This window comes from Dactylosporangium sp. NPDC000521 (assembly GCF_042898305.1).
Classification (GTDB): domain Bacteria; phylum Actinomycetota; class Actinomycetes; order Mycobacteriales; family Micromonosporaceae; genus Dactylosporangium.
Window position 1 is genome coordinate 294,035 of the sequence record NZ_JBIAYW010000004.1, and the last position, 25,864, is coordinate 319,898.

The following is a 25,864-nucleotide window of genomic DNA, read 5'->3' on the forward strand; positions in this document are numbered from 1 at the left end:
GCTTGATTCGCCGCTGAACGCTGGTGGTTGAAGCTTCGGCCGACATGATCGGAGGGGTCCATCATGCATGTGCGCTCGTATGTCCTCGCGGCGGATCAGGAATCGCCCGACATATCTGACGGTGGTCGCGAACGATCGGTCGACCCTGTATCCAGTTGCGAGGCTTGCAAAGCGTGGGAGACCAGATACGTGGTGGCGTTTCACGCGACCTACTATCTGTCGCTTCACCTGGTGAGTCAGCGGTTTCGTGAGCACGTCATAGAGGACCTGGCGGTTGGCTATGCGACCGCGCTTACAAGCAAGGAAATCGGCGCTTTCGCCGAGTATTTCGATGCTTACGTTAGCCGAGTCGAAAGCGCGCTGGATCCGGAGAGGCTCAGCGCTGGTGAGCATATGGTGGAGTACCGGCGCGTCTGGACAAACCATGCGGTTCGGCTGGGTGAGCGGCAGCTTCGGCAGGCGCGGCGTGCCAGGCAGGCTAGCCGACGTAGGCGGTAGCTACAGCCCAGACTCGTTCGATTGCGGTCATGTAGGTGGCGGTCAGGTCGTCTGGCTGGTGGAGTCGTAGGTGCATGACCGGTGCGTGGGCGGCTGGGACGCCGTGGATGTGGAGGTTGACGAGGGCCTCGTTGTCGGCTCGGTAGATCGAGTCGTAGAGGACGGTGTCGTGGAGGCGCACTTCCACATGCGAGAGGCTCTGGAGTGGCTTGATGAGGACTAGGGCGTTGCGGATGCGGGCGGCCATGAGGTCGCCGATCTGCTCCTCTGCGCCTCGGGCTGCGACGTGTCGGCTGTTGGCGTCGCCGAGGGCGATGCGGATCGGTACGCCGGCCTCGGCCTTCGTGGCGAGAGTGCGGAGGATGACCGGGTCTTCCAGCAGGAACAGCGCGCTGTAGGCGACGATGTCGATCGCTTCGGTAGCGCGGCGGAAGACGGCACGCCACGTGTCCAGCGGGACGAGGCTGCGGTGGGCATAGGTCGTCCGGACCTCGTCTGAGCCGACCTGCGGTTCTCGCGGCACGCTGTCGGGCCACAGGTCGGCCGTTGTCCAACCGGTCAGGCGTGACAGTTCGTCGCGGTAGCGCAGGTACGGGATGCGGCCGTTGAACCAGCGGTCGACGGTCTTGGGATCGACCTGGAGGCGGGTGGCGACGTCGAGGGCGTTGAGTCCGGCGCTGGCGAGTGCGCGGGCAAGAGGATGGCGCACGCAGGACCTCCCGTCAGCCATCGAGTGCAGTTGATTCTAGCCAAGACGTCCCAAGACGTCCCTCGAATGCGGTACTCAGTTCGTGGTGTTCCGGGAAGGCTGGGATGGACGGCACGCCTGGCCAGACGACCCGCCCAGGTGCGATGTCGGGGTGGACGAGAGCGAGACGAGCATGGCGGGACATGAGGCGGCTCAGCGAGCGGCGGATGCTCTGGCGGTAGCGCTGGAGGAGGCCGGCTTCGACGTTGGGCGGGCGTTCCCGGAGCTGCGAACGACTGTGGACGCGGACGGCTCGGCGCACGTCGAGATCGGTCCCATCACACCTGATGTCGCGGGTCAGCTTGTGGCGCTGCTGACGGACGCGGCCGGGAGAGGCGTCACGCTCGACGTCCTGGGAGACTGACGAGCGTTCGCTGCGCAGGAAGGGTGTCATGCGGTCAACGGCTTGGGGTGCCTACAAGGGCATCACGGAGGCACTGCGTGCCCGGCTCGCCTCTGGCGAGTTTCAGCCGGGATCCGCGCTGCCCTCAGAGGCCGCGTTGAGCGCCGAGTACAGCGTCGCGCGCAACACCGTGCGCCGAGCACTCGACCAACTGTCCGAGGAAGGACTAATCATCACGCAGCCCGGGCGCGGGCGGCTGGTCAACGCGCCCGGCGAGCGCAACTCGCCGACGCGACCGCAGTACCAGCGCATAGCCACCGACCTCAGGAAACGGATCGAGTCGGGAGACCTAGCGGCCGGCGCGCTCATGCCGAGCGAGTCGGCCCTGGTCAAGCAGTACGGCGTCGCCCGGGGCACGGCTCGGCAGGCGCTCGCAGCCCTCCAAGACGTCACGGTGTCGGTGCAAGGCAAGGGTCGCTACGTCAAGCCTGCGTGATCGACTACCACTAGTCTCGGACATGTGGAACATGTCCGATGGGCGCGGGACCTCGCTGGGCGGTTACTGGCCGAGCCGTTGCCGACGCGGTGGGCTCATGTGCAGGGCGTCGGGCATACCGCTGAGAACATCGCCCAGGTCGTCGGCGACGACGCCGAGCTGCTGATCTGCGCCGCGTGGCTGCATGACATCGGCTATGCCCCGGACCTCAACAAGGTCGGCTTCCATCCCCTCGACGGTGCGCGGTACCTCCGCGACGTCGAGCACGCTGACGAGCGGCTCATCCGCCTCGTCGCCAACCACTCCTGCGCGCTGATCGAGGCGCGCAACCGCGACCTCGACGGTGACCTCGCCCAGGAGTTCCCGAGCCCGGAGGACTTCGTCCTGGACGCGTTGACGTTCTGCGACATGACCACCAGCCCGACCGGCGCCCGCGTCAACCTGGACGAGCGGCTCAGCGAGGCATTCGGCCGGTACGGCGACGGCCACCTCGTCACCCGGTCGCTCACCGAGGCACGGCCGCTGCTGGAGGCATCGCTACAGCGGGTCGGGGAGGCTCTCCACCGCTGAGACGAGCGAGCCCTGCTCGTTACGGCTCCACCTACGGCCGGCGCTGTCCAGAAACTCGATCTCGATCGGCTCCGGGTTGACGTACGACCGTAGCCACGCGACCGGCGCGGGCCGGCGGATCGTTTGCCCCGGCGGCACCATGCCCACGAACTCGACGTCGCGGTCATCGCCGGTCGATGAGGACTCCGGCAGCGGGAGCTCGACCTCGTAGATCGGCATGTCGCTGGCGTTGTGGATGTGGAACGCCAGCTCACGGGTGCCGTCCGGTTTGCGGTACGCCTCAACCCACGCACTGATCCGAGCGGCCTGGCTGCGCCGCTCGTCCTCGGCACGTTCAGCCTCGCGGTTCTGCTCCCTGCGCAGCAGCACGAACCCGACGACGAACGCGCCGACAGTGCCGAGTGCGGAGAAGACACTCGCTGCGGCGTTGACCCAGTCGCTACCCAAGGTGCAGCTTCCCGTTTCCCGCAAGGTAGTGCGAGATCCGCAGCCGCATCGACCGGTCCATCTGGAGTCCCTCCACGTCAGCGGGCGCGACCCAGTGCACCTCCCGCGACTCCGAACTCGGCGTCGGCGTGCCACCAATCGGGCGGGCCGTGTAGACGATGGAGAACTCCTGCCGCGCCTCGCCGTTGCTCGTGTACAGGATGACGTGCCGCGGGTCGGTGTAGATCCCGACCAGGCCGGTCACCTCGACGTGGATACCGGTCTCCTCAAGGGTTTCCCGCACCGCGCAATCCGTCATCGACTCCCCCGGGTCCATCGCCCCGCCAGGCAACGCCCAGTTGTCGTTGTCCGTCCGACGGATCAACAGCAGCTCCCCCGAAGCGTTGACCACAACGACGTTCGCGGACGGCACAACGCTGTTCGCCGGAGGCGCGGCAGGGTCATCGAAGAAGTCAATACGGCGAGCCAAGGCAGGACCTCACTCCAGGGGTGTGCCAGCGTTCCAGACCCGGTCGAAGCTCTCCAAGTACGTGCCGACCATGTCGCCGCCGTTGACGTGCCGCAGGTGCAACACCGGAGCGTTGGATGCCGGCGTGCCGTAAATGTGGGTGTTGACGAGGACCTGGTCGTCGGCGCGGTAGATCGAGTTGTAGAGGATCGTGTTGTGCAGCCGGAACTCGATGCCGTCGATGTTGCGTAGCGGCTGGTACAGCACGATCGCGTTGCGGCACCGCGCGGCCATGTCCATATCGATGCCCTCGTCGATGCCGCGCTGCACGACCTCGGCGCTGTCCGGGTCGCCGATCAGGATGCGGATGTTCACGCCGTCGGCGGCCTTGCGGCGGAAGATGCGCTGCACGCCGGTGTCCTCGGGGATGAACAGGCCGCTGTACGCGAGTACCCCGATCTCACGTTCGGCGTTGTCGAAGAACATCCGCCACATGTCCGACGGGACCGTCCACCGTGCCGGGTAGATGTTGATGATCTCGCTCTCGGAAGCGTTCGCGACCTGGTCACGGGTCAGCGCGTCCGGCCACAGATACGCCTCGTCAACTCCGAGGTGCGCGGCAACGGCGTACCGGTGACGGCGGTACGGCAGCCGCCCGCTGATCCACCGCTCGACGCTCTTGGGATCGACGTCGAGCACATCGGCGAGATTCGTCGGCGTGAGGCCGCGCTCCAGCAGCGCTGAGCGCAGACGTTCGTTCGGCATCGATTCCCCGTCGCAGGACGTCCCGGCAGATGCCCACAGTAGGCGAGACATCTTCAACACGTCCAGCCATGACCTGAACACGTCCCGTGCCCAAGCCGCATGCTCATGGCATCGAAGCACAACGAACCTTCACCGGTCATCCGCTTCGCTCTAGACTTGCACATGTACATCATGTGCAAGTTCTGAGAGGAGGGCCGGTGAACAACCGAAAGGAGCTACAACCTTGCCTCTCCCCGGCCCGCTCGATGGGGAACGCCGCTGCCCGTGCGGGGCACAGCTCGACCGGGATCACGCCACCTACTGCAAGAAGTGCCGCTCCCGGGTCCGCTGGCAGCGGCGGCACACCGGCCGCATCCACCGGCGCCCCGGGCCGTCCACCAACACCCCGAACGCCTGAGCAGAAAGGAGTCCACGCTGTTCGTCTCGGTCTCAGCCGTCCTGTTGCTCGGACTGCTCGTGTACCTGCTGTGGCGCTACGCCCGGCTGCCCCTGTGGCACATCGCCGCCTGCACGTTGTTCGGCTACTTCCTCGCAAGCTCCACGGTCGGACCGCACATCGGCCAGCTGGCCACCGCCGCCGTCCGCTACCTCTCCGGGCTGGACCTGTGACCGCGAAGCGCGACGGCTGGGTCGTCGCCGGGATGTTCATCGCTGCGACCTCGGCGGCGATCGCCAGCTTCACCGGCCTGCGCGGTCTCGCGATGCTCAGCGGCTGGCCTGAGCGGCTCGCCATCCTGCTCCCCGTCACCATCGACGCGTACGCCATGACCGCCGCGCGGGTGTGGCTGTCCGGTGCCAACCCGCGCCGCGCGGTCCGGTTCGCCCGCGCCAACGCCATCGGCGCCATCACGACCAGTATCGTCGGCAACGCCGTCTACCACGCGGCAGCCGCCGACCTCATCATCGTCACCTGGCCCGTCGTGGTTGCCGTCGGTGCCGTACCGGCAGCCGTCCTCGGCCTGACCGCCCACCTACACGCGGTCCGAACCGCCGAGGACACACCGGAACCCGGTCCGACCCCGAAACCAACGGTCCGGACCGAGGACGAACTCCTCACCGCAGCACGCGACGCCGACACCCGGCACCGTGCGGCCAACAACGGCCGGCCCATCACCCGTGACGCGCTCCGCACCGAACTGCGCATCTCCGGACCGCGAGCGACCGCACTGCGCCGACAGCTCGCCGCCGAATCACAAGCACCCGAACGAAAGGAGGCGCACACCAACTGATGCCCGAGGCACCGAGACCAACCGTCGACCGCAACGCTGTCCTCGCCCACGTGGACGCGGCGCTCAACCGTGGCACCCGCGTCGCCCTCTGGACCTCCATCGCCGACATCCCCGTGCTCCTGGCTGAGATCGAGCGTCAAGCCACGCTGCTGACCGTCGCCCGCACCGAGTACGCCAACCTCCTGGCCGCCGCTCAGGCCACCCTCGACGCGCACGACGACGGCGACACCGACCCGCTGACCTACCTCCGCGACGAGGTGCAGCGATGAGGGCGTACAGCCGACGCCACCGCGCCTGGCGACGGCGGCACAGCCAACCGCTGATGCTCGTCGCAGACGAGCCGAGCCTCCTCGCCGAACTCGCCCGGCTGCTCTACCGCTACCGCTCCGAACTCGCACCGTTCACCACCGCCCTGACCCTGTTCGGCATGGCGACGTTCCTGCACCTGAGCCACCCGAACGCCTGGCCCTGGGTCCTGGCCGCTAGCGCCGCCGTCATCGTCCGCGTCCTCACGCGCGGCGAACGTCTCGAAGAACGCCTATACGCCACCACAGCAACGGCAGGCGCGGGCGCCTGGCTCGCCGCCGCCGTCGCAGTCGGCCCGTGGCACGGCCCACTCCCGACGCTGCTCTTCGTCGGCACCGTGACCGCCGCCGTGCCGTGGTGGGCGCACCGGCGCCGCAGGGCACGCGTCCGGGTCGACCGAGCGATTCAGGCATGGCCAGACGTCGCGGAGAGCATCGGCCTCGCCGGGTCGCGCGTCATGTCCGCCGTAGTCGACGTCTGGGGCTGGCGCGCCCGCATCAAGCTCAACAACGGCCAAACCGTCGCCGACGTCATCAGCCGCGTCCCAGCCATCGAATCCGGCCTCGGCACCCGCACCGGCGCCGTACGCGTCGAGGCAGACCCAGCACATGCCGGACGCGCCATCGTGCGAGTCCTCGCCCAGGACCCGCACGCGGGCGCGATCCCCTGGCGCGGCCCGAGCGTCCAATCGGTCGCCAATCCCATCGAACTCGGCGTGTTCGAAGACGCCACACAGGTCCGAGTCTCATTGCTCCGCAAGCACGTCCTCATCGGCGGCACCACCGACTCAGGCAAGAGCGGCGTCCTCAACAACATCCTCGGCAACCTCGCCGCCTGCCCCGACGTGGTCCTCTGGGGCATCGACCTCAAGGGCGGCATGGAACTGCGCCCCTGGGCGTCCTGCCTCGCCAGACTCGCCACCACGCCCGCCGAAGCAGCAGCACTCCTCCGCGACGGCGTCCGCATTCTCAACGCCCGCGCCGAAGCGCAGAGTCGCGACGGCTCCCGCACCTGGACCCCGACACCACAAGCACCCGCGCTCGTCATCGTGGTAGACGAGTACGCCGAACTCGTCGAACAAGCGCCAGCGGCCGTCGAGTCGGCAGAGTCCATCGCCCGGCGCGGCCGAGCCGTCGCCGTGACCCTCCTCGCCGCCAACCAACGCCCGACCCAGAAATCCATGGGCGGCGGCGCGCTCCGCTCCCAGATGAGCGTCCGCATCTGCCTCCGCGTCCGCGAACGCCGCGACGTCGACCTCATCCTCGACAACGGCATGCTCAGCGCCGGCTGGCACGCCCACACCCTCGACGCGCCCGGCAAGTTCTACCTCCTTGCCGACGGCCACAACCAACCCCGACGCGCTCGCGCCTACCTCGTCACCGACGACAACGTCCAAACCACCGCAGCCCGATACGCCGACACACGGCCGGCGCTCGATGCACTGTCCGAGGCCGCGCTCAACGCGCCCGACGACGAGCCGGTCATCGAAGGCGAAGTCATCGACCCCGAAACCACCCTCACCATGGCGCTGCGCGACGCCCCGAGCGACGGCCTCAGCGTCCCCGAACTCATGCACTTCACCGGAATGGGCCGCACATGGATCTACGACCGACTCCAGACCCGCGCCGAACAAGGCACCGCCCGGCAGGTCAGCCGCGGACGCTGGCGCGCCACCTGAACGTCCGCACGGACGTCCGTCCGCCACGCGCACGCGTCTGCGCCGGAAACGCGCGGACGGACGACGGACGGACGTCCGATCGAGAGGAGGTGCAACGACCCGCAAACGCCGCTGCCGAGCCGCCGTGACTGACGTCCAGGTGGCCGCAGTCGAGACCACACCGATGACCGCCGCCGAGTACGCCGACGCCGTCCATTCCCTCGCCGTCCTCATCGCCAAGCACCAACGCCGACAAGCCATCTGAGCGGCCGGCCGGTGACATCGCCACCGGCCGGCCCACCCCTCACGGAGGACACCGAACGATGACCACAAACCCGAGACGTCGCCGCAACGGATTCGGCGACAAGCCGACCGGCGCCCGCCGGATCGCCATCTACGTCCGCCGCTCCACCGACGACGAGCGTCAGCCCTTCTCCATCGACGCCCAACTCGCCAGCCTCCGCGCCTACATCGCCTCGCAGCCCGGATGGACGCTCGTCGGCGAACCGTTCAGCGACGACGCCTCGGGCGCCACAACCGAGCGCCCAGGGCTCCAACGAGCCCTCCGCGCCGCCAAGGCCGGACGCTTCGATGTGCTGCTGGTGTACCGAGTCGACCGCTTCACCAGGCGCCTGTCCGATCTCCTGGAACTCCTCCAAGGTCTCGACGAGGCGGGCGTGGCGTTCGTGTCCGCCACCGAGCCGTTCGACACCTCCACGTCGATCGGACGAATGCTGGTCCAGTTGCTCGGCGTCTTCGCCGAGTTTGAACGCGAAACGATCATCGACCGGGTCGTCAACGGCATGGCCGCCAAGGCACAGAAGGGGCAGTGGGTGGGCGGCAACCGCCCGTACGGCTACCGCGTCGACCGGCCCACCCAGAAGCTGACCGTCCACGAGGATGAGGCGCCCATCGTGCGGGAGATCGCCCGTCTGTACGTCCGGGAACGCCTCGGCACCCGGGCCATCGCCACCGAACTCAACCGGCGCGGCATCACCAACCGCACCGGCAAGCGGTGGTCCGGCCTCACCATCGGCCGCATCCTGGAGAGCCCCGCCTACGCCGGTGACATCTCCTACGCCGACGTCTACGTTGCCGACGCTCATCCGGCCCTGATTGACCGCGACACCTGGCGCAACATCCGGGAGATCGCCGATGCCCGCTCCGAGGGTTCCCAGCGTGCGATGAGCGACTCCGACTATCACCTCACCGGCCTCATCACCTGCCCGGACTGCGACAACAAGTACATCGGCACCTCAGCGCGGGGAAGGAACCAGACCTACCGCTACTACACCTGCTACTCCCGCAGCCGGTACGGCTCGCACGGCTGCTCGGCTCCCCGCCTCGACGCGTCGGCCACCGACGCCGCGACCCTCCAGGCGCTCTACGACTTCTACAGCGACGCCGACACGCTCATCAGGGATGCCATCGCCAAGGCCCGAGAGCATCACCTGGAAAGTCACCAGGACCGCCGTGCGGAACTCGACACCATCCAGAGCGACATTGCCGCCAAGGGCGCCACGATCGAGCGGTACCTGAGCGCATTCGAGGCCGGCACGCTGGACGACACGATTGCCGGTGAAAGGATCAAATCACTCAAACAGGAAATCGTTGGACTCACCGGTCGGCGTGATGAGATCACGGACCTGATCGAGGACGAACCGACCATGCCCGAGCCAGCCACCCTCGAAAGCATCCGGACCGAGCTTCGGCACGCCGTCGCCGAGGGCACGTCCGCCGAGCGGAAAGCCCTGATCGAGCGCCTGATCGCGGAAATCAAGGTCACGGCCGACTACCGCATCGTCCCGGTCTTCCGGGTCCCGCTGGGCACGCCGGTTCGCGCACTGCCTCACATGGTGGGCCGCCGGGGACTCGAACCCCGAACCCTTCGATCCAACAAGGAGAAGGAAGCGCCTCCATGTCCGCTCAAGCGGGGAGCGGACGCGCTACTCAGTCGAATGCTCTACCAGTTGAGCTAGCGACCCGTGCGTCGATCATCGCACCGCCCCGATCGAGGCGGCCATCGATTATCCGGTCAGCGGCCCGTGAGCAGCGCCGCAAGGGCGGCGAAGTAGTCGGCGAAGCGCGCGGACAGCGCGACGTACGCGTCGGCGTGGCCCTCCGCGTCCCTGGTCCAGGCCTGGCTGACGACGACGTGCACGGGACCCACTCGTTCCGCTGTGAGAACCGATGTTTCCAGCAGAACGCGGCGGGCGGAAGCCCCTGGTTCGCCCGCCGGTGACGGCGGGCTTCGGCAGGGTCAGGCGGGCCTGGGCTGGCCGTGCAGAATCGTCAGGTCCATCGGCTCACTGTTCAGCGTGACCTGCAGCGTGTGCAGCGGCGTCGTGCCGGGCCACACGATCTTCGCCCGGCCGACCACCACCTGCGGCAGCGAGAGGTGGCTGGGCTTCGGCAGCAGGCTCTTCACGTTGCCGGCGAGGATGTTGACCAGCTCGCCGAGCGCGTCGGCGCAGTCGTCGGCGCTGGCGCTCGCGGGGTCGACCTCGAGCATCGCCCCGGCGACCGCCCCCGCGGCCGGCAGCCCGCAGCGCAGCACGGCAAGGCCGTTCCACGCGCCGGCGAGGCCGATGCTGGCCGTCACGTCGGCGGTGTCCGACAGCGGCTCCGGGGCGGCCGTCACCTCCGGTGTGCAGTGCAGGTACGCAGTCCACACCTGCCAGACGATGCCCCGCACGTCGTCCTCGGACAGCGACGGCTCCGGGTCCACGAGACCACCCCCGGTGGTCCCATCGGCAGGCACGCGCCCGGCTTGAGGTCCCGTGAACACGGGACTTCCGGCCCGTCCGTACCGGCGCCGCGACGACAACACTGAAGGCGTCAAGGAAACCGACTGGAGGCCCGAAATGAGCGCCGCGTCCGTCAACCACACCCCTGTCAGTCATCTCGAGCGGGTCGAAGCGCCCGGCAGCATGCTCACCAAGACCGCCGCGAAGGCGCTCGCGGTGCTGCGGGTCGGCACCGGGTTCGTGTTCCTCTGGGCGTTCCTCGACAAGACGTTCGGCCTCGGCTACGCGACCCCGTCGGCGAAGGCCTGGATCAACGGCGGCTCGCCCACGAAGGGCTTCCTGAGCTCGGTCGACGTCGGCCCGCTGCAGTCGGCGTTCCACGCCATGGCCGGCACCTGGTGGGCGAACTGGCTGTTCATGCTCGGCATGCTCGGCGTCGGCCTGGCCCTCATCGCCGGGATCGGCCTGCGGGTCGCCGCCGCGGCGGGCGCGCTCATCATGAGCATGATGTGGCTGGCGGAGTTCCCGATCGCGCAGCACACCGCGGCCGGCGCCGCGAGCGGCTCGACCAACCCGTTCGCCGACTACCACCTCGTCTACGCGCTGGTGCTGGTCGTCCTCGCCGCCGCGTACGCCGGCCACACCTGGGGCCTCGGCCGCCGGTGGGCGAAGCTCCCCTTCGTCCAGCGCAACCGCTGGCTCATCTGACCGCTCTTGATGAACGGCCCGGGACCGCGGGGTCCCGGGCCGTTGGCATGCACCCGACCGGTCCGGGAACAGGCCATGCTCCGCGGACCCACCCCGTCAGGCCCGGCGGATCGGCATGTGCGTCGGCGCCGGCGGCCCGCCGAGGAACGACGCGACCAGGCCGGTGCACAACTGCGGCTTCTCGATCAGCAGCGTGTGCGTGGCGCGTGGCACCACGGCGAGCTCGGCGTCGGGCAGCCCACGGTAGAGCTCCAGCGTGTGCTCCAGGGAGACGGCGTCGTCGTCGCCGACGAGCACCAGCGTGCGGCAGCCGACCGCACCCAGGTCGGCCGCGGTCAACGCCAGGTCTCCCGCCTCGGCCGACTCGGCGATCCGCTCGATGACGGAGGTCAGCTGCCCGGGCCCGTCGGGCGACACGCCGGCATGCTGGTCGTAGATGATCTGTGGGATGTCCGCGGGCGAGGCGGGCGGCAGCAGCCAGCCGTCCTGGTGGAACGCGGCGCTGATCAGCACCAGCCGGGTCACCAGGTCCGGACGGGCCAATGCCGTCAGCAGCGCCACCACCCCGCCCGCGCTGTACCCGACCAGGGCAGCCGGCCCGCCCACCACGGTCTCCAGGAACGCGATCATGTCCGCAGCCATCACCTGCGGGCTGAGCGGGCCGCCCGGGTCCGCGGTGTGCCCGTGGCCGCGCCGCTCCGGAAGGTACAGCCGGAACGATCCCGCCAGCGCGTCCAGGTTGCCGGCGAAGCACCGCGAGTCGACGATGGCGCCGTGCAGCAGCACCACCGGCTCGCCCGAGCCACGCTCGTCGTGCCACATACGCACGCTGTCGCCGTCGACGCACCGCTGCACCAGGACCTCCCCCGTCGCCTGCTCGCGACCGATCATGCCGCACCCGGGCCGATCCCGCCGACCCGGAGCCCGCCCGCTGGAACCGGCCCGGTCGTGGCCCGCCGCGCCGCGGGGTCAGCTGGGGCGGGCGCCGAGCTGCTCGACCTTGTCCGTCGGGCCGGAGACGATCAGGGTGTCGCCGCGCTGGATGACGGTGTCGGGCAGGGCGGTCTCGGCCTCCCGGCCGGCGCGTTTGACGGCGACGACGGTGATGCCGTGCCTGGTGCGCAGGCCGAGCTGGGTCAGGGTCTTGCCGGTCATGTCGTCGGGCGGGCAGACCTTCGCGATGGCGTAGCCGTCCTCGAGCTCGATGAAGTCCAGCAGCTTGCCGGTGACGAGATGCGCGACGCGCTCGCCCATGTCGGACTCGGGGAAGACGACGTGCCGGGCGCCGACGCGCTCCAGGATGCGGCCGTGCTTGGCGGAGATGGCCTTGGCCCAGATCTCCTCGATGCCGAGCTCGGTGAGCGCCAGGACGGTCAGGACGCTCGCCTCGATGTCGGTGCCGATGCCGACGACGGCGCGGCTGAACTCGGCGACGCCGATCTGGCGCAGGGTCTCCTCGTCGGTGGAGTCGGCCTGCACGACGTGGGTGAGGACGTTGGCGAGCTTCTGCACGATCTCGGCGTCCTCGTCGATGCCGAGGACCTCGTGGCCGAGCTCGGTGAGCGACTCGGCGACCTGCCCGCCGAAGCGGCCGAGGCCGATGACCACCACGCCGCCTGTCATGTCGGTCCTGCCCATCGAGCCTCCCAGCGATTCACCCGATGATCGGCCGCTCCTCGGGCAGGCGGTAGCGCAGCTTCCGGTGCCGCAGCGCGATCGCGGAGGCCACCGTGATCGTACCGACCCTGCCGATGAACATCAGCGCGACGAGCGTCAGCTGGCCGGCCGGCGGCAGGCTCGCGGTGATGCCGGTGGACAGCCCGGCGGTGGAGAACGCGGCGGTCGCCTCGAACAGGACCCGGTCGAACGACAGGTCGGTGATCAGCAGCAGGACCAGCGTCCCCAGCGCGACGGTGCCGACGCCGAGCAGCGCGACGGTGACCGCCTGCCGGACCGTCTGCGCCGGGACGCGACGGGCGCCGACGTTGACGTCGTCCTCGCCCCGGACCTCGGCCCAGATGACGAACGCGAGCAGGAAGAACGTTGTGACCTTGATGCCGCCGGAGGTGCCGGCGCTGCCGCCGCCGATGAACATGAGGACGTTGGTGAGGGCGAGGGTCTCCGGGCGCGCCGCCGCGTAGTCGATGCTGTTGAACCCGGCGGTGCGGGGGCTGACGCCGGAGAACGTGCCGCCGACGAGGGTCTGCCACCAGTCGAGCGGGCCGAGGGTCGCGGGGTTGGACCATTCGAAGGCGGTGACCGCGGCGGCGCCGATCAGCAGCAGGATCGCCGAGCCCCAGACGGTGAGGCGGGTGTGGATCGACCAGTACCGCGGCTTGCGCCACTCCCGGTAGAGCTCCAGCAGCACGGGGAACCCGAGACCGCCGAGGATGACGGCGACGGCGACGGTGCCGCAGATCCACGGGTCGCCGACGAAGCCCATGAAGCTGTCGGGGTAGAGCGTGGTCCCGGCGTTGTTGAAGGCGCTGACCGCGTGGAAGACGCCGTGCCAGAGCGCGGTGCCGAACGAGTCGTCGTAGGTGGTGCGGAAGCGGGCGGTCAGCACGGCGGCGACCACCAGCTCGAAGCCGGCCATCATGGCGAGGACCCGCAGCAGCAGCGCCCGCACCTCGCCGAGGTTGAGCGAGCGGGTCTCGGCCTGGGCGACGAGCCGGGTGCGCAGCGCGAGCCGGCGCGAGACCATCAGCCCGAGGACGGTCGCGAAGGTCATGATGCCGAAGCCGCCGACCTGGATGAGGCCGAGGATGATGCCCTGGCCGGCCGGCGACCAGTAGGTCGCCGTGTCGACGGTGCTCATGCCGGTGATGAACACCGACGACGCGGCGGTGAACAGCGCCACCAGGAACGGCGCGGGCTCCCCGGCGGCGCGGGCCGCGGGGAGCGTGAGCAGGCCGGTGCCGACGGCGAGCGCGGCCAGGAACGCCGTCGGCAGCAGGCGGGTCGGGTGCCGCAGGGCACGGAGCATGTGGAAGATCCTATGGCCGCGGGCGCTGTCACACGCTGCTCGCCGCCAGCTCCCGGGCGTCGGTGGCCGGTGCGGGCACGTCGTGGGAGACCTGCGGCAGCCAGCCGAGCCAGCGGGGCAGCCACCAGTTGCGCTCGCCGAGCAGGGCCATCGTGGCCGGCAGGAGCACCGCCCGGACGATCGTCGCGTCGAGCAGGACGGCCGCGGCGAGCCCGACGCCGAGCTCCTTGGTGGAGACCAGCGGCAGCGTCGCGAACAGGGCGAACACCGCCACCATGACCGCCGCGGCGCTGGTGATGACGCCGGCGGTGGCGGTGATGCCCTCGGTGACCGCCTGCCGCGTCGGCAGCCCCCGGTCGTGGCCCTCGCGGATGCGGCTGACGACGAACACGTGGTAATCCATCGACAGGCCGAACAGGATGACGAAGAGGAACAGCGGCATCCAGTTCGTGATGCCGTCCGCGGCGCGGAAGTCCAACAGCGATTGGAAATGGCCGTACTGGAAGACGAACACCAGCATCCCGTAGGCCGCTGCGACCGACAGCAGGTTGAGCACCACGCCGGTAACCGCGACGACGACCGACCGGAACGACACGAGCAGCAGCAGGAACGCCAGGCCCAGCACGAACCCGAAGACCACCGGCATGGAGCCGGCGAGCTGGTCGTTGAAGTCCTTCGAGCCGGCGGTGTCACCCGCGACACCGACCCACGCGCCCGGGTGCTTCGCGAGGGTCGCGGGGATGACCGTCCCGCGCAGCGCCGCCAGGGCATCCTCGGAGGCGCGGTCGCTGCCGGTACCGGAGAGGCCGACGCTGATCACGGCGACATCGCCGGCAGGGTTGACCTCCACGGTGACCGGCTCGTGCAGCTTGCCCGTGGCGAGCGCCTGCCGCTTGAACTCCGCCACCGCCGCGTCCCACTCGGCGCCGGTGACGGCGGGCGCCTTGACGACGACCTCGGCGGGCCCGGTGCCGCCGGGGAACGCCGCCTGGATCGCCAGGAACGCCTGGGTGATCGGCGCGCTCGGGGACAGGTCCTCGACGCCCTCGCCCTTGGTGCGCAGGTCGAGCGCAGGCGCCGCGAGCACGCCGAGCGCGGCGACGGCGACGAGGGTGGAGATCAGCGGGCGCTTCAGCACCAGCCGCAGCACCGCGCCCCAGACGCGACCTCCGCCGCCGCGCCTGCGGTACAGGCCGGGGATCTTCCCGAGGTCGACCCGGTCGCCGAGTGCCGACAGCAGCGCCGGCAGGACCGTCAGCGAGCCGAGGACGGCCGTGGCGACGACCAGGATGGTGCCGATGGCGAAGCTGACGAACGTCGTGTCCCGGGTCAGGAACATGCCGGCCATGGCGACGATGACGGTCAGGCCCGAGACCCAGATCGAGCGGCCGGAGGTCTGGGCGGCGATGACCAGGGCCCGGTGCGGGTCGACGCCGTTGCGCCGCTCGTCGCGCTCCCGGCGGATGTAGAACAGGCAGTAGTCGACCCCGACGGCGAGCCCGACCAGCAGCATGACGTGCATCGTGGTGTCGACGGCCGGCGCGAGGTGGCTGGCGTACGCGAGGAGCCCGACCGCCCCGACGACCGCGGTGACCGCGAGCCCGACGGGCAGCAGCGCCGCGACGATCGCGCCGAACGCGACGAGCAGGATGCCGAGGGTGACCGGGATCGACAGCATCGACAGCCGGTTCAGGCCCTCGTCGAGCTCGTCGCCGATGAGCTTGTCGCCGCTGGCGTCGCCGGCCTCGGCGATGTAGAGCCGCGGGTGCGCGCGCTGCACGCCGGCGACGGCGTCGAGGACCGGCTGGATGCGGTCCTTGGCGGTCTCCGGGTCGCCCCGCACGACGAACGTGAGCAGCACCGACTTCCCGTCCTCGGAGGTGATCGGCGCCGCGACCGGCTCGGTGGCGCCGGTGCCGTTCACGGCGGCGGTGACCGCCGCGACGGCGGCCTTCAGGTCTAGATCGTCCACTGTGGACTTGCTGGTGACGATGACCATCTCGCCGGCGCCCTGCTCGGGGAAGCCGGCCTGGGCGACGATCCGGTCGGCGCGGCCCGACTCGCCGTTGCCGAAGTCGTCGCCGCCCGCCTCGACCATCCCGGCCTGCCCGCTGAGCACGGTGACCCCGACGACGAAGACGAGCCATCCGATGATGGCGAGCGCGCGATGGCGGGCGCTCCACACCGCGATCCGCGCCGCGATGCCCTTCACGTTGTCCCTGGATTCCATGCTTGGAACGCTATTGAGCGCCCTGCCCCGGATCGATCCGGCGGACCGGCGGACCCCTGGTGGGGCGTGCGGGCGGCGGCCCGGTAGGGACAGCCATACCTTCTGCGGCCGCCGCCGACTCGATCCGCTCGACGCCACCTGGTCCGCTCGACGCCACCTGGTCCGCTCGACGCCACCTGGTCCGCTCGACGCCACCTGGTCCGCTCGACGATGCCGGCGACGCCGGAGCCGGTCCAGACGGCGCCGGTGCCCCAGAACGCCGTCGTGCCCGGGACGTTGGCGAGGGCGTCGAGGCTCGGGTCGGCCTGACCGACCTTCGGGCCGACCTTCAGCCTCACCGCCGTCGATGCCGCGCGCGAGCCCGCGACGGCACCCGTAACAGGGCTGTAAGAACCCGCCGGCCCTATCCGGCGCGCAGCTGGCCGGCGGCCCGGCCGAGCCAGGCGTCGACCGCGGTCCGGTCGAAGCCGCGCAGCGCGACCGGCAGGCGAGCGTCGTCGATCGCCCGCAACGCGTCGGCCCGCCGGGCGGCGTCGCCGCTCGCGATGGCACCGGCGACGAGGGTGAGCAGCGCGTCGGTCTCCTCGCGGCGGTACCCGCGCAGCACGACCGGCAACTCGACGGCCGCTGCCCAGACCGGGCCGGGGCCGCTGCCGGGATCCGGCTCGGCGGTGCGGGACGCCGCCAGCCAGGCGTCGACCTGGACCGGCGAGTAGCCGCGGAGCACCACGGGCAGCGGGCCGGCCTCGCGCACCGCGGCGGCGATCCGGTCCCGGTCGCCCGCGGCCGCCTCGACCGCCCGCACCAGGACGTCGACGGCATGCCGGTCGTACCCGCGCAGGACGACATCGAACACGACCATGCGCTGCATTGTCGCTGACCGGGTCAACCACCGCGACGGACGGGTTCGCGCACCTCACCCACGTGAGCGCGACCGCGTCGGCGGACCTTCGACTCCGGCGGCCCGGTCGGCCTGCGGCAAGCCGAGCAGCGCCCATCGCGCGAACGTGACCATGTCCCCGTCCCCGCATCCCGTGAGCGTCAGTAGCGGCACCGTACATCAATGCGAGCGGCGGTAGGGCCGCCGCGCGTCATGGTCACGGGCTCCGGCCCCGCAGCCATCGCCGGCTGCATGGCAACCACCACCTCTCCATCCTCTGCGCCGAGCGTAAGGTGGCCGCGCCAGCCCTGCTGCCCGGCGTGGTGGTGGGCGAGCTCGCCAGCCGGCCCCGACCTCGGTGCCGGCTCGTGCCCGCCGGTGGCCGGTCCTACGGTTGACGGGCGGTGAGCGCGAAGCCGGCCGGCGCGTGCACGGACAGGTGCGGCGACAGCGCGCGGAGGAAGTCGGGGGCGTCGAAGGCGGCGCCGGCCGAGGCGACGCCGGTGGTCCTGACGCGGCCGGTGAGGATCCGGTCGACGGCCTCGACCGCCAGGGGCGCGCTGATCGCGTAGATGTCCTGGCCGGTCGCGGTGATGCGGCGCTCCTCGGTGCCCGAGCGGACCACCACGTCGACCATGAACGTCTGCGCGGAGCGGCCCCGCGCGTCGACGGCGGCCGGGGCCGGGGTCCCGGGCGCGGCCAGGTCGGCGGCGGCCGTGGTGGTCATGTACGTGCGCACCTCCGGGACCGCCAGGTGGCTGGGGACGGTGACGACGTCCGCCATCGTGAACTCGCCGATGACGTCGCGCGGACCGAGCGGCGCCGGGAACGGCCACTCCACGACCGTCAGGGTGTCGGTGTGGTACTGGAGGCGCCCGCCGCTGTAGCGGACCCGGCGGCCGCCCCGCCGCTCCCCCGACACGGCGCCCGCGAGGCGGGTCCCGGCGGTCGGGTGCCAGCTGCTCAGACCGTACGCCACGTGCACCTCGCCGGCCGTGGTCCAGTCGCCCATCGCGGTGGTGACGAGCAGGTCACCGAGCCCTCCGAAGAACGCCATCGCCGGCACCACCGAGGTGCGCCCCGCGCGCTCCTCGAAGTGGCTGAACGTGTCGCGGTTCGCCTCGATCTCGGCGGCGACGTCGACGTACGGGATGCCCGCCCGCAACGCGGCCCCGATCAGCGGCGCGGCGGTCGTGGCGAACGGCCCGGCGGTGTTGATGACGGCCGCCGCACCCTCCAGTGCCCGGTCCAGCGCGGCCGGGTCGTCCACCGCCGCCTGCCACCCGCCGGCCGGCAGCTTGGCGGTGTCGCGGCCCACGTGCCGCGGGGCGTACCCGCGCTCGGCCAGCTCCGCGACGACGAACCTTCCCGTGTGCCCGTAGGCCCCGTACACGGCGACTTCTGCCTTGAAGTGATCCACACCGAAGATCCTGTCCCGGCCCACCGACCCGCACCAGTGTCCGGAACGACGCGACCCGTACAGTTTCCGACATGACCTCTGTCGCGGTCGCCGCCACCGATGGGATGCTGCACTTCGAGCTCGCCCTGGCGTGCGAGGTGTTCGGCCCGCCGCCGGACGCGCTCACCGGCCCCTGGTATGACCTCACGGTGTGCGGCTCGCGGGGCGTGCGGGCCGGCCGCTTCCTGCTGGAGCCCGACCACGGCCTGGACCACCTGGCGCGCGCCCGCACCGTCATCGTCCCGGCCCTCGCCGACGTCGACGACGACCCGCCGGCCGACCTGGTCGAGGCGGTGCGCGCGGCCCACGCGGCGGGCGCCAGGATCGTCTCGCTGTGCACCGGCGCCTTCGTACTGGCAGCCGCCGGCATTCTGGACGGGCTGCGCGCCACGACGCACTGGGCGCACACCGACGAGCTCGCCGCACGCTTCCCGCGGGTGACCGTCGATCCCGACGTGCTGTACATCGACAACGGCCGCGTCCTCACGTCCGCCGGCAAGGCCGCCGCCATGGACCTGTGCCTGCACCTGGTCCGGCTCGACCACGGCTCGACCGTCGCCAACATCGTCGCCCGCCGCCTCGTCGTGCCACCCCACCGCGCCGGCGGCCAGGCCCAGTTCGTCACCACCCCGGTCCCCGACCAGGACGGCCACCCGCTGTCCGACCTGCTCCCGTGGGTGATGCAGCGCCTCGACCAGCCGCTCACGGTCGAGGACCTGGCCGCTCAGGCGAACATGAGCTCCCGGCACCTGGCCCGCCTCTTCCACGCGGTCACCGGCACCACCCCGCTGCAGTGGCTGCACACCCAGCGCATCCGCCGCGCCCAGCAGCTCCTGGAGACCACCGACGACGGCATCGACACCATCGCCTCCGCCGCCGGCATGGGCACCGCCACCACCCTCCGCCGGCACTTCCAGCGGACGCTCGGCGTCCCGCCGGACACGTACCGCCGCACGTTCCGCGCCCTTCCATGACCCGCATCGATCAGGGTCAGCGCGGAGCGGCCGCGGTACGTTCGTCGGTTTCGAGCCCTCGCAGGGCGACCGACACCGGCGATGGCCGAGTACGCTGGGCGCGCTACCCGACCGGAGGTGGACGTGCGTCGTCGTTCGAAAGTCGCTGTGGTTGTCGCGCTGCTGGCCGCGAGCTTGGCGGGGTTCGCCGCCGCACCGGCCGCACAAGCCCCCCGGCACGGCTCGGCGGGCTACCCCGCGGGATCGCACCCGGACGGCGACAAGCCCTGAACCGCACGCACGGAGCGCGTTCGCGGTTCAACCCACGGCTGTCTTGATGCTGGCTGCACGGCGCCCGCCGGGCGGCCAGCCTGGGGCGATGGGAAATCCGTCAGGCGACCCGGCGTACGCGCTGGCACGGTCGCACGAGGAGTACGAACGACTCGGCCGGCAGGCGCTGTTCCTGCACGGCAGCACCGAACGACTGCTGCGCGACGCCGGCCTGCGCCCCGGCATGCGGGTCCTCGACGTGGGCAGCGGCGCCGGCGACGTGGCGTTCCTCGCCGCCGGCATCGTCGGACCGCAGGGCTCGGTCGTCGGCGTCGACATCGACGGCGGGGCGCTGCGGGTCGCCCGGGGCCGGGCCGAGGCCCTCGGGCTGGCCAACGTCCACTTCGTCGAGGGCGACCTCGACACCGCCGAGGCCGGGACCGGGTTCGACGCCGCCGTCGGCCGGCTGGTCCTGATGTACCGCGCCGACCCCGCCGCGGCGCTGCGCGCCGTCGCCGCCCGGGTCCGCTCCGGCGGGATCGTCGCGTTCCAGGAGCTCGACCTCGACCCCGCTGTCACCGTGCGGTCAATGCCCGGGACGTCGCTGTGGAACGACACCGGCACGCTCGTCATCGAAGCCTTCCGCCGGGCCGGCATGCAGGTCCGCATGGGGCGCCGGCTGTTCGGCGCGTACACCGCCGCCGGCCTGCCCGAGCCCACGATGTGCGACGAGGCCCTGGTCGGTGGCGGCCCCGGCTTCGGCGGCTACGCCTGGCTGGCCGGCGTCGCCCGAGGGCTCGCACCCCTCATGCCCAGCCTCGGGCTCGACGCACCCAGCGACCTCGACACCCTCGCCGACCGCCTGCGCGACGACGCCGTCACCAACGGCACGGTCGTCTGGACCCCGTCGTTCATCGGCGCCCACGCGACGAAGCCGTAGCACGATCCATCTCCGGGTCGACGGGCTCCCGCGAGCCTGTCGCGGCGCGTATTCTCCGCCGGCTGGCTGATCAAGCGCACCGGAGACACGAGGACATGGGCACCAGCTACGAGACGCTGATGGTCGTCGGGGATGTCACCGAGGTGGTGTCCGTGCTGACGCACCTCGGCGTCGACGCGTGGGTGGTGCCCGCCGCGGCGGGCCGGGTCGCGGTGCTGCCCCGCGAAGGTGAGCACGGCGCCGCCGACGTCGACGGGCTGGCGAAGTCGGTCAGCACGCAGCTGCGCACGTCCGTGCTGAGCCACGTCGTGTTCGACTCGGACGCGGTGTTCATCACCGTGTACCGCGGCGGCTATCGCGTCCACGAGTACGTCTCCGACCGGGCGGTGGTCGCCGACCGGCACAGCGACCAGCCCGGGTTCCCCCTCGGCGACGTCGCGCGTCCGGACGGTCCCGGCGGCGCCGATCCCGGCGTGTTCGCGCCGTTCGGTGTGGGCTCCGTGGACCTGGGCCGGCTCGGCGCCGCGCTGCGTGGCGAGTTCGGCACCGAGACGAAGATCTTCGCCGAGTTCCAGCACCGGCTGATCGTCAAGGCGATGAACCTGGACCCTGCCGGCCTCACGACGGCCTTCCGGTGGGCCCGGCAGGAGGACCTTCCAGGAGCGGTCCGGGTCAGGCCCGCCGGCCGCGCGCCGCGAGCCGCCGGTCGGACGTCGGTCAAGGTGGCGGTCGTGACCGCCCTTCCGATGGACGCCGACAACGTCGCGGCCGGGCAGCTCCTCGCCGACGCGACCGGCGGCGGGCCGCCGGTCAAAAAGGTGACCAAGCCGCGTTTCCAGTCCGTCCGGCTGCCTACACTCCGTCCTCATGCGAGCAATCAAGGTTCTGACCAGCGCGGTTGCCGGCGCGATCATCGCCGGCGTCGTCCTGGGTGCGCTGTCGCGCATGTTCATGCGGCTCCTGACGCTCGCAGCCGGCGGTGAGGCCCGGTTCACCTGGAGCGGGACGATCTTCATCGCGCTCATCTACGTCGTCGCCACGGTGCCGGCAGCGCTGTCGGCCGCGATCACGAGGCGGTGGTGGCGCTGGCTCGCGGCGGCGGCCGGGGCACTGTTCCTGATGATGCCCGCCATCGGCGTCTTCTCCGAAGAGATCGGTGACGTGGACGGGCTCTCCGGCATGGCCTGGGCCGGCCTTGTCGCGGCGTCGGTCGCCACGTTCGCCACCGTGTTCGTCGCCCCGGCGGCCGCCATCTGGCTGGTGGACCGGCTCAAGGGTCGTGCGCCCGCCGCCACCCCCGCGCCGTCACCCGAACCCGCCCTCGCGCAGCTCGGATGATCGCGCGTCGCTCACGAAAGCGACGTCTGGCGATCTGCTACCGAACGTGCCATGCTCGCTACAAACAGCGGGAGGGGAGTATTCCCTCGCAGCAGATGTCGTCAGCACGGTTGGGACCCGTCCCGGGTTTCGACCCGGCACTGCTGGTCGTCCAGGCGTAGCGGACGGCGGAAGAGACCTCCGGTATCAGCTGCACGCTCATGTTCGGCTCAGCGCCGGACGCGGGCTGCCGTGTCTGCCGGAGGTACCACCATGGGCGCGCTGCCCGCGTTCGCTTTCCTCGTCCCTGTCGCATGCGCGGCGATCTGGGCGACGGCCCGCGTCGTCCTCGTGCTCATCGTCCTGCGCGGCACGAAGCCGCGGGAGCGCCCCGAGCTCCTCCGCGCCATGTCACACCTCAGCCACCCGCCCGCACTGTCACGTCGCCGCCCGCGGCCGGCCGGCGGGGCAGCCCGTCGCGGGCGGTGACGGATGCGGGGGTGATGCCGTTCGCGTCGACGGTGCCGCCGCCGGACGTCAGGTCCAGCGAACCGGCGCGAGCTGCACGACCAACGTGACCACGGTCGGCCCGGCGTCCACCACCAGCGGCGGCAGCCCCCGCGCCCACCGCACCGCCCGCTCGTACATGATCCGATTCTGCCGCACGCCCCGGCTCCGCGGGCGGAGGTCCCGGTCCGCGGTCCGAAGCGGCTCGCTCGGGACGCGGCGCGGGCCGCGCGGGTGGCGAGGCCGGGCACCGCGGCGCAGGAGGCGGTCCGCAAGGAGCTGGAGCTGCGCAAGCAGGCCTCCGCCCGGCGCGGCCGCGAGGCGAGGGAGGCCCACGCCGAACATCGCCGGGAGGTACGCCGGGCCAAGGCCCGCGAGCGCCGCCGCGCCATTGACGGCGTTCGCACCGAGGCCCCGGTCAGGTGGTGAGCGGGGCGGAGGCGGCGAGGGTGGTGGCGTAGACGAAGCGGTCGGGGCGCAGGACCGCCACCTCGGCGCGATGCTTGGCGAACCAGGCGGTCAGCACGCCGTCGACGTCGACCACCGTCAGCACGCCGTCCTTCACGGCCCGGCTTTCCTCCACGGCGGGGCTTTCCTCCACGGCCCGGCCTTCCGCCACGGCGGGGGTCCTGTCCACTGCGGGGCTTTCGTCCACGGCGGGGGTTCTGTCCACGGCGGGGCTTTCGTCCACGGCGGGGGTGGAGCCCGGTCGCAGGACGCGGATGAGGGTTGCCGGCGGGCCGGGCCACCGGGTCGTGGCCGTCACGGACGGGCCGATCACCGCGAACCCCGCGCCGAGGACGTCGTCGAGGCGGACGGGTGCGGGGGCGCCGGCCGGCAGTACCAGAGGCTGCGGGAACATCGTGCCGACGGCGCCGCGGCTGGTACCGCCGGCGAGGGCCCCCTTGTGCAGGACCGGCGCGGGCTTGAACTCGAAGTGCCGGACGAAGCGGCGCACGCGCGGCACCGCCTGGACGGCCCGCAGGGTGGCGTCGCGCAGGAACGCGAGCACGCGGTTGCGGACCAGGAAGACGCGGCCGAGGCGGACGCTCGTGGCCGCCATCGCGGCGGTGTGGGGGCGTCGTTCGGCCTCGTACGTGTCGAGCAGGTCGTCGCCCGCGGTGCCGTCCAGGACCATGGCGAGCTTCCAGGTGAGGTTCGCGGCGTCGCGGAGGCCGCTGCACAGGCCCTGGCCGAGGAACGGCGGCATCTGGTGGGCGGCGTCGCCGAGCAGGAAGACCCGGCCCGCCCGCCACCGCCGCGCGACGAGGTGGTGGAACGTGTACACGACGGCGCGGGTCACCGTGAAGCGGTCTGGGTCGACGTACGGGGCGATCAGCCGCGCCACCGTCTCCGGCCGGGTCATCTCGGCAGGCGTCTCGGTCGCGCGGAGCATGAACTCGAGGCGGTGCGTGCCGAACGCGCCGGGCGAGACGAACGCGGGGCGGCGCCAGTCGCAGACGAACCTGGTCGTCTGCTGGCGGACGCCGCCCGGTGCGACATCGCCGGAGATCGCCAGCCACGGCTCGGAGTACGACGTCCCGCTCAACGAGATTCCAACGGCTGTACGTGTTGCGCTGCGCGCGCCGTCGCAGCCGAGCACATACCGCGCCCGCAGCGAGCTGACGGCGCCGTTGTCCAACGCGCGGAGGAATACCGTGACGCCGTCGGCATCCTGGTCGAGGCCGGTCATCTCCACGCCGGTCCGCAGCGACACGTGCTCGAACCGGTCGAGGCCGCCGCGCAGCGACGTCTCCAGCCACGGCTGGTCGAAGAAGTGCAGCGGCGCGCTGCCGAGCCCGAAGTCGACCTCGTCGAGCGCGATCGTGGCGAACGGCCGGCCGTTGCCGCTGACGTACTCGACAAGCGCCGGCGGGTACATGTCGGCGGCGACCTCCTCGCGCAGCCCCGCCTGCTGGTACACCCGCAGCGCCTCGTCGTCGCAGGAGAACGCCCTCGGCTGCCCGTGCGGAGCGGTGCTGCGCTCGATGACGACGGTGCGCACCCCACGGACGCCGAGCAGGTTGGCGGTGAGCGCCCCGACCGGCCCGCAGCCCACCACGACGACATCGGTATCCATGCGACCAGTCCACCAGCACGCTGTGGACACCGTGTGGAACCGGTGTGGAGGTCCCTATCGGGTGAATGGGCCTGGCAGGTCCGGAGGTGCGGGCCACCGAGGCGGTTGAGGCGACCGACGCGGAAGCTGCGAGGGCTCCTTCAGACGGTCCGAATCGACGGGTACCGGCGGCGGAGCGCAGGCGTCCTGCAGTCGCCGGAGTGCTCGTTCGCGGGTGCGGATCAGGTCGTCCCGTACCGCATCGAGCTGTTGCTGGTCCCAGCCCGCGATCGGCCCGGCTCCGTTGGCGAAGGCGTTCGGGGGCAGTCCGATCCTGGTCGCCACCTCGCCGAGGGCTTCGTCGACGTGGTCATCGAACCGTACTTTGAGACGGTCCCCAGCACCGGGCCCCTGGGTCAGCTCTTCCAGGAACGTTGCGGTGACGCTGTGAACGACTGCCGTGAGGAGATCGACGGTGCCCGGCGCGAGCTGTCGGGGTGGCGGCGCCGGCACGTTGAGGTCCGACGCCGTCCGCACGGCGCCGAGGGTGCACTCGATCCGGCTACGGAACGTGTTTCCGGTGCCCACCATGACGCCACCCGCCCCGGCGACGGACGGGGTGCCGGTGGACAGCGCGAGACTGCCGCCCACGGCCGTGTAGGCCGGCAGGTCGGCGGCGTCGAGCCTGCTCATCGCCGCGTCGACGGACCGGGCCACGCCGGCCGGCTCGCCGGCCGTCAGGCTGTCGAACACGCCCCTGACCAGGCGGTGGTCCTCCAGCATCAGCGCGAGCAGGTCCAGGTCGCACTCGACGATCATCGCGCGGGAGGTGCTGCGGATGACGTTGCCGTCACCGACGGAGACGCCCATCGAGTCGTCGATCTCGATCCGCTGCGGCATCGGAATCCGCTCGTCCAGGAGGTCGGGACGCCGCTCCCGCGGCACGCCGTGGGCCTGCAGCCGGCGGTACAGCAGGTGCTGGAACGCCACCCACTCATCCGGCGACACCTCCTTGGCCGGTTCCCGGTCGCCGCTCCAGTCCTCATACGCCTCACGGATCGCCAGGCACGCCGATGCGCTCACGACCGCGTGCCGGATCTCGTACCGGTACCGCAACCGCAGGTCATTGTCGTCGCCGACCACGACGTTGCGGGACCGGACAATGCTCAGCACGTCGCCGTCACCGGACTGCACGGCGCCGCGGCCGTGCACCGGGGCGTAGACCAGGAGCCGCTCCATCCGTGGGCCTCCCTGCGCTCGGCGCCCACTCATTCTCCTCGCGAAGCACCGGCGGTGCCACA

31 protein-coding genes, 1 tRNA gene and 1 pseudogene are annotated in these 25,864 nt (G+C 71.2%); 16 read left to right on the plus strand and 17 right to left on the minus strand.

Features of this window, described 5'->3' with window-relative positions; genetic code table 11:
- Window positions 1-478: 478 nt before the first annotated feature.
- Window positions 479-1,207 (minus strand): XRE family transcriptional regulator, encoded by a 729-nt coding sequence (locus ACFY3L_RS15470; RefSeq protein ID WP_389323161.1) that lies wholly within the window; start codon window positions 1,205-1,207, stop codon window positions 479-481.
- A 151-nt stretch (window positions 1,208-1,358) separates the two neighbouring features.
- Here ACFY3L_RS15470 and ACFY3L_RS15475 point away from each other — a divergent pair, with 151 nt between their 5' ends.
- The 3 genes from ACFY3L_RS15475 to ACFY3L_RS15485 are packed head-to-tail and all read left to right on the plus strand — an operon-like array spanning window position 1,359 to window position 2,655.
- A complete protein-coding gene (locus ACFY3L_RS15475) occupies window positions 1,359-1,610 on the plus strand; it encodes a hypothetical protein (protein ID WP_389323164.1) in 252 nt (83 codons plus the stop codon).
- A 28-nt stretch (window positions 1,611-1,638) separates the two neighbouring features.
- Window positions 1,639-2,085 (plus strand): GntR family transcriptional regulator, encoded by a 447-nt coding sequence (locus tag ACFY3L_RS15480; protein ID WP_389323167.1) that lies wholly within the window; start codon window positions 1,639-1,641, stop codon window positions 2,083-2,085.
- 24 nt (window positions 2,086-2,109) lie between these two features.
- Window positions 2,110-2,655 carry an HD domain-containing protein gene (locus tag ACFY3L_RS15485; protein WP_389323170.1) on the plus strand — a complete coding sequence of 182 codons (546 nt, stop codon included), beginning with the start codon at window positions 2,110-2,112 and terminating at the stop codon, window positions 2,653-2,655.
- Here the strand turns inward: ACFY3L_RS15485 and ACFY3L_RS15490 are convergent.
- The 3 genes from ACFY3L_RS15490 to ACFY3L_RS15500 all read right to left on the minus strand — a co-directional run bounded on the left by ACFY3L_RS15490 (window position 2,623) and on the right by ACFY3L_RS15500 (window position 4,315).
- Entirely contained in the window at window positions 2,623-3,102 is a 480-nt protein-coding gene (locus tag ACFY3L_RS15490; protein WP_389323172.1) for a hypothetical protein, read from the minus strand. The genes ACFY3L_RS15485 and ACFY3L_RS15490 overlap by 33 nt on opposite strands.
- Window positions 3,095-3,514 carry an NUDIX hydrolase gene (locus ACFY3L_RS15495; protein WP_389324573.1) on the minus strand — a complete coding sequence of 140 codons (420 nt, stop codon included), beginning with the start codon at window positions 3,512-3,514 and terminating at the stop codon, window positions 3,095-3,097. The genes ACFY3L_RS15490 and ACFY3L_RS15495 overlap by 8 nt, the downstream gene beginning before the upstream one ends.
- A 66-nt stretch (window positions 3,515-3,580) precedes the next feature.
- Window positions 3,581-4,315, minus strand: a complete 735-nt coding sequence (locus ACFY3L_RS15500) for a helix-turn-helix domain-containing protein (protein WP_389323175.1) — start codon at window positions 4,313-4,315, stop codon at window positions 3,581-3,583.
- A gap of 223 nt (window positions 4,316-4,538) precedes the next feature.
- Here ACFY3L_RS15500 and ACFY3L_RS15505 point away from each other — a divergent pair, with 223 nt between their 5' ends.
- From ACFY3L_RS15505 to ACFY3L_RS15530, 6 genes and pseudogenes are all read left to right on the plus strand, one after another.
- A complete protein-coding gene (locus tag ACFY3L_RS15505) occupies window positions 4,539-4,712 on the plus strand; it encodes a hypothetical protein (protein WP_389323178.1) in 174 nt (57 codons plus the stop codon).
- A 44-nt stretch (window positions 4,713-4,756) separates the two neighbouring features.
- Window positions 4,757-4,924: a hypothetical protein gene (locus ACFY3L_RS15510; RefSeq protein ID WP_389323181.1), complete on the plus strand. Its 168-nt coding sequence runs from the start codon at window positions 4,757-4,759 to the stop codon at window positions 4,922-4,924.
- Window positions 4,921-5,544 carry a DUF2637 domain-containing protein gene (locus ACFY3L_RS15515; protein WP_389323184.1) on the plus strand — a complete coding sequence of 208 codons (624 nt, stop codon included), beginning with the start codon at window positions 4,921-4,923 and terminating at the stop codon, window positions 5,542-5,544. Before ACFY3L_RS15510 ends, ACFY3L_RS15515 begins: the two co-directional genes overlap by 4 nt.
- Window positions 5,544-5,813, plus strand: coding sequence for a hypothetical protein (locus ACFY3L_RS15520; RefSeq protein ID WP_389323186.1), 270 nt, complete (start codon window positions 5,544-5,546; stop codon window positions 5,811-5,813). The genes ACFY3L_RS15515 and ACFY3L_RS15520 overlap by 1 nt, the downstream gene beginning before the upstream one ends.
- 53 nt (window positions 5,814-5,866) lie before the next feature.
- Entirely contained in the window at window positions 5,867-7,528 is a 1,662-nt protein-coding gene (locus tag ACFY3L_RS15525; protein ID WP_389323189.1) for an FtsK/SpoIIIE domain-containing protein, read from the plus strand.
- Between the two features lie 302 nt (window positions 7,529-7,830).
- A pseudogene (locus ACFY3L_RS15530) lies at window positions 7,831-8,832 on the plus strand (recombinase family protein); the annotation flags it as partial.
- 267 nt (window positions 8,833-9,099) lie between these two features.
- Here the strand turns inward: ACFY3L_RS15530 and ACFY3L_RS15535 are convergent.
- From ACFY3L_RS15535 to ACFY3L_RS15550, 4 genes are all read right to left on the minus strand, one after another.
- Complete coding sequence (locus ACFY3L_RS15535) at window positions 9,100-9,360, minus strand: hypothetical protein (RefSeq protein ID WP_389323192.1); 261 nt, start codon at window positions 9,358-9,360, stop codon at window positions 9,100-9,102.
- Between the two features lies 1 nt (window position 9,361).
- Window positions 9,362-9,492, minus strand: a tRNA-OTHER gene (locus ACFY3L_RS15540).
- Window positions 9,493-9,542: 50 nt separating this feature from the next.
- Window positions 9,543-9,668: a hypothetical protein gene (locus ACFY3L_RS15545; protein WP_389323195.1), complete on the minus strand. Its 126-nt coding sequence runs from the start codon at window positions 9,666-9,668 to the stop codon at window positions 9,543-9,545.
- Between the two features lie 99 nt (window positions 9,669-9,767).
- Entirely contained in the window at window positions 9,768-10,268 is a 501-nt protein-coding gene (locus ACFY3L_RS15550) for a chemotaxis protein CheX (protein ID WP_389323198.1), read from the minus strand.
- Between the two features lie 103 nt (window positions 10,269-10,371).
- On the opposite strand from ACFY3L_RS15550, the gene ACFY3L_RS15555 reads away from it, so the two are divergent.
- The gene (locus ACFY3L_RS15555) at window positions 10,372-10,962 is read left to right on the plus strand and encodes a hypothetical protein (RefSeq protein WP_389323201.1); all 591 of its coding nucleotides are present in this window, start codon (window positions 10,372-10,374) and stop codon (window positions 10,960-10,962) included.
- A gap of 96 nt (window positions 10,963-11,058) precedes the next feature.
- Here the strand turns inward: ACFY3L_RS15555 and ACFY3L_RS15560 are convergent, their stop codons facing one another.
- The 6 genes from ACFY3L_RS15560 to ACFY3L_RS15585 all read right to left on the minus strand — a co-directional run bounded on the left by ACFY3L_RS15560 (window position 11,059) and on the right by ACFY3L_RS15585 (window position 18,478).
- A complete protein-coding gene (locus tag ACFY3L_RS15560; RefSeq protein WP_389323204.1) occupies window positions 11,059-11,853 on the minus strand; it encodes an alpha/beta fold hydrolase in 795 nt (264 codons plus the stop codon).
- A 78-nt stretch (window positions 11,854-11,931) separates the two neighbouring features.
- A complete protein-coding gene (locus ACFY3L_RS15565; RefSeq protein ID WP_389323207.1) occupies window positions 11,932-12,600 on the minus strand; it encodes a potassium channel family protein in 669 nt (222 codons plus the stop codon).
- Window positions 12,601-12,616: 16 nt separating this feature from the next.
- On the minus strand, window positions 12,617-13,948 hold the full coding sequence (locus tag ACFY3L_RS15570) for a TrkH family potassium uptake protein (RefSeq protein WP_389323210.1): 1,332 nt from the start codon (window positions 13,946-13,948) through the stop codon (window positions 12,617-12,619).
- 28 nt (window positions 13,949-13,976) lie between these two features.
- The gene (locus ACFY3L_RS15575; protein WP_389323213.1) at window positions 13,977-16,178 is read right to left on the minus strand and encodes an MMPL family transporter; all 2,202 of its coding nucleotides are present in this window, start codon (window positions 16,176-16,178) and stop codon (window positions 13,977-13,979) included.
- 403 nt (window positions 16,179-16,581) lie between these two features.
- The gene (locus ACFY3L_RS15580; RefSeq protein WP_389323216.1) at window positions 16,582-17,040 is read right to left on the minus strand and encodes a hypothetical protein; all 459 of its coding nucleotides are present in this window, start codon (window positions 17,038-17,040) and stop codon (window positions 16,582-16,584) included.
- Window positions 17,041-17,446: 406 nt separating this feature from the next.
- On the minus strand, window positions 17,447-18,478 hold the full coding sequence (locus tag ACFY3L_RS15585) for an NAD(P)H-binding protein (RefSeq protein ID WP_389323219.1): 1,032 nt from the start codon (window positions 18,476-18,478) through the stop codon (window positions 17,447-17,449).
- A gap of 71 nt (window positions 18,479-18,549) precedes the next feature.
- On the opposite strand from ACFY3L_RS15585, the gene ACFY3L_RS15590 reads away from it, so the two are divergent.
- The 5 genes from ACFY3L_RS15590 (at window position 18,550) to ACFY3L_RS15610 (ending at window position 22,486) form a co-directional block, all read left to right on the plus strand.
- The gene (locus tag ACFY3L_RS15590) at window positions 18,550-19,491 is read left to right on the plus strand and encodes a GlxA family transcriptional regulator (protein ID WP_389323222.1); all 942 of its coding nucleotides are present in this window, start codon (window positions 18,550-18,552) and stop codon (window positions 19,489-19,491) included.
- Window positions 19,492-19,849: 358 nt separating this feature from the next.
- Window positions 19,850-20,680, plus strand: coding sequence for a class I SAM-dependent methyltransferase (locus tag ACFY3L_RS15595; RefSeq protein WP_389323225.1), 831 nt, complete (start codon window positions 19,850-19,852; stop codon window positions 20,678-20,680).
- A 95-nt stretch (window positions 20,681-20,775) separates the two neighbouring features.
- Window positions 20,776-21,663, plus strand: coding sequence for a hypothetical protein (locus ACFY3L_RS15600; protein ID WP_389323228.1), 888 nt, complete (start codon window positions 20,776-20,778; stop codon window positions 21,661-21,663).
- Window positions 21,626-22,018 carry a hypothetical protein gene (locus ACFY3L_RS15605; RefSeq protein WP_389323231.1) on the plus strand — a complete coding sequence of 131 codons (393 nt, stop codon included), beginning with the start codon at window positions 21,626-21,628 and terminating at the stop codon, window positions 22,016-22,018. Before ACFY3L_RS15600 ends, ACFY3L_RS15605 begins: the two co-directional genes overlap by 38 nt.
- Window positions 22,019-22,270: 252 nt before the next feature.
- Complete coding sequence (locus tag ACFY3L_RS15610; protein ID WP_389323234.1) at window positions 22,271-22,486, plus strand: hypothetical protein; 216 nt, start codon at window positions 22,271-22,273, stop codon at window positions 22,484-22,486.
- A gap of 48 nt (window positions 22,487-22,534) precedes the next feature.
- On the opposite strand, the gene ACFY3L_RS15615 is transcribed toward ACFY3L_RS15610, so the two are convergent.
- Window positions 22,535-22,663, minus strand: a complete 129-nt coding sequence (locus ACFY3L_RS15615; RefSeq protein ID WP_389323237.1) for a hypothetical protein — start codon at window positions 22,661-22,663, stop codon at window positions 22,535-22,537.
- Here ACFY3L_RS15615 and ACFY3L_RS15620 point away from each other — a divergent pair.
- Entirely contained in the window at window positions 22,655-22,933 is a 279-nt protein-coding gene (locus ACFY3L_RS15620) for a DUF2992 family protein (RefSeq protein ID WP_389324576.1), read from the plus strand. The genes ACFY3L_RS15615 and ACFY3L_RS15620 overlap by 9 nt on opposite strands.
- Here the strand turns inward: ACFY3L_RS15620 and ACFY3L_RS15625 are convergent.
- Window positions 22,923-24,584 carry a bifunctional 3-(3-hydroxy-phenyl)propionate/3-hydroxycinnamic acid hydroxylase gene (locus ACFY3L_RS15625; RefSeq protein WP_389323240.1) on the minus strand — a complete coding sequence of 554 codons (1,662 nt, stop codon included), beginning with the start codon at window positions 24,582-24,584 and terminating at the stop codon, window positions 22,923-22,925. The genes ACFY3L_RS15620 and ACFY3L_RS15625 overlap by 11 nt on opposite strands.
- Window positions 24,585-24,638: 54 nt before the next feature.
- Entirely contained in the window at window positions 24,639-25,802 is a 1,164-nt protein-coding gene (locus ACFY3L_RS15630) for a hypothetical protein (RefSeq protein WP_389323243.1), read from the minus strand.
- Window positions 25,803-25,864: the final 62 nt, after the last annotated feature.

Excerpts from the sequence above, each read along its gene's own strand:
- ACFY3L_RS15480 (WP_389323167.1), top strand. The coding sequence starts at position 1,639 with ATGCGGTCAACGGCTTGGGGTGCCTACAAGGGCATCACGGAGGCACTG.
- ACFY3L_RS15500 (WP_389323175.1), bottom strand. The coding sequence starts at position 4,315 with ATGCCGAACGAACGTCTGCGCTCAGCGCTGCTGGAGCGCGGCCTCACG.
- ACFY3L_RS15520 (WP_389323186.1), top strand. The coding sequence starts at position 5,544 with ATGCCCGAGGCACCGAGACCAACCGTCGACCGCAACGCTGTCCTCGCC.
- ACFY3L_RS15525 (WP_389323189.1), top strand. The coding sequence starts at position 5,867 with ATGCTCGTCGCAGACGAGCCGAGCCTCCTCGCCGAACTCGCCCGGCTG.
- ACFY3L_RS15555 (WP_389323201.1), top strand. The coding sequence starts at position 10,372 with ATGAGCGCCGCGTCCGTCAACCACACCCCTGTCAGTCATCTCGAGCGG.
- ACFY3L_RS15560 (WP_389323204.1), bottom strand. The coding sequence starts at position 11,853 with ATGATCGGTCGCGAGCAGGCGACGGGGGAGGTCCTGGTGCAGCGGTGC.
- ACFY3L_RS15565 (WP_389323207.1), bottom strand. The coding sequence starts at position 12,600 with ATGGGCAGGACCGACATGACAGGCGGCGTGGTGGTCATCGGCCTCGGC.
- ACFY3L_RS15570 (WP_389323210.1), bottom strand. The coding sequence starts at position 13,948 with ATGCTCCGTGCCCTGCGGCACCCGACCCGCCTGCTGCCGACGGCGTTC.
- ACFY3L_RS15575 (WP_389323213.1), bottom strand. The coding sequence starts at position 16,178 with ATGGAATCCAGGGACAACGTGAAGGGCATCGCGGCGCGGATCGCGGTG.
- ACFY3L_RS15580 (WP_389323216.1), bottom strand. The coding sequence starts at position 17,040 with ATGGTCGTGTTCGATGTCGTCCTGCGCGGGTACGACCGGCATGCCGTC.
- ACFY3L_RS15590 (WP_389323222.1), top strand. The coding sequence starts at position 18,550 with ATGACCTCTGTCGCGGTCGCCGCCACCGATGGGATGCTGCACTTCGAG.
- ACFY3L_RS15595 (WP_389323225.1), top strand. The coding sequence starts at position 19,850 with ATGGGAAATCCGTCAGGCGACCCGGCGTACGCGCTGGCACGGTCGCAC.
- ACFY3L_RS15600 (WP_389323228.1), top strand. The coding sequence starts at position 20,776 with ATGGGCACCAGCTACGAGACGCTGATGGTCGTCGGGGATGTCACCGAG.
- ACFY3L_RS15605 (WP_389323231.1), top strand. The coding sequence starts at position 21,626 with ATGTTCATGCGGCTCCTGACGCTCGCAGCCGGCGGTGAGGCCCGGTTC.
- ACFY3L_RS15610 (WP_389323234.1), top strand. The coding sequence starts at position 22,271 with ATGGGCGCGCTGCCCGCGTTCGCTTTCCTCGTCCCTGTCGCATGCGCG.
- ACFY3L_RS15625 (WP_389323240.1), bottom strand. The coding sequence starts at position 24,584 with ATGGATACCGATGTCGTCGTGGTGGGCTGCGGGCCGGTCGGGGCGCTC.
- ACFY3L_RS15630 (WP_389323243.1), bottom strand. The coding sequence starts at position 25,802 with ATGGAGCGGCTCCTGGTCTACGCCCCGGTGCACGGCCGCGGCGCCGTG.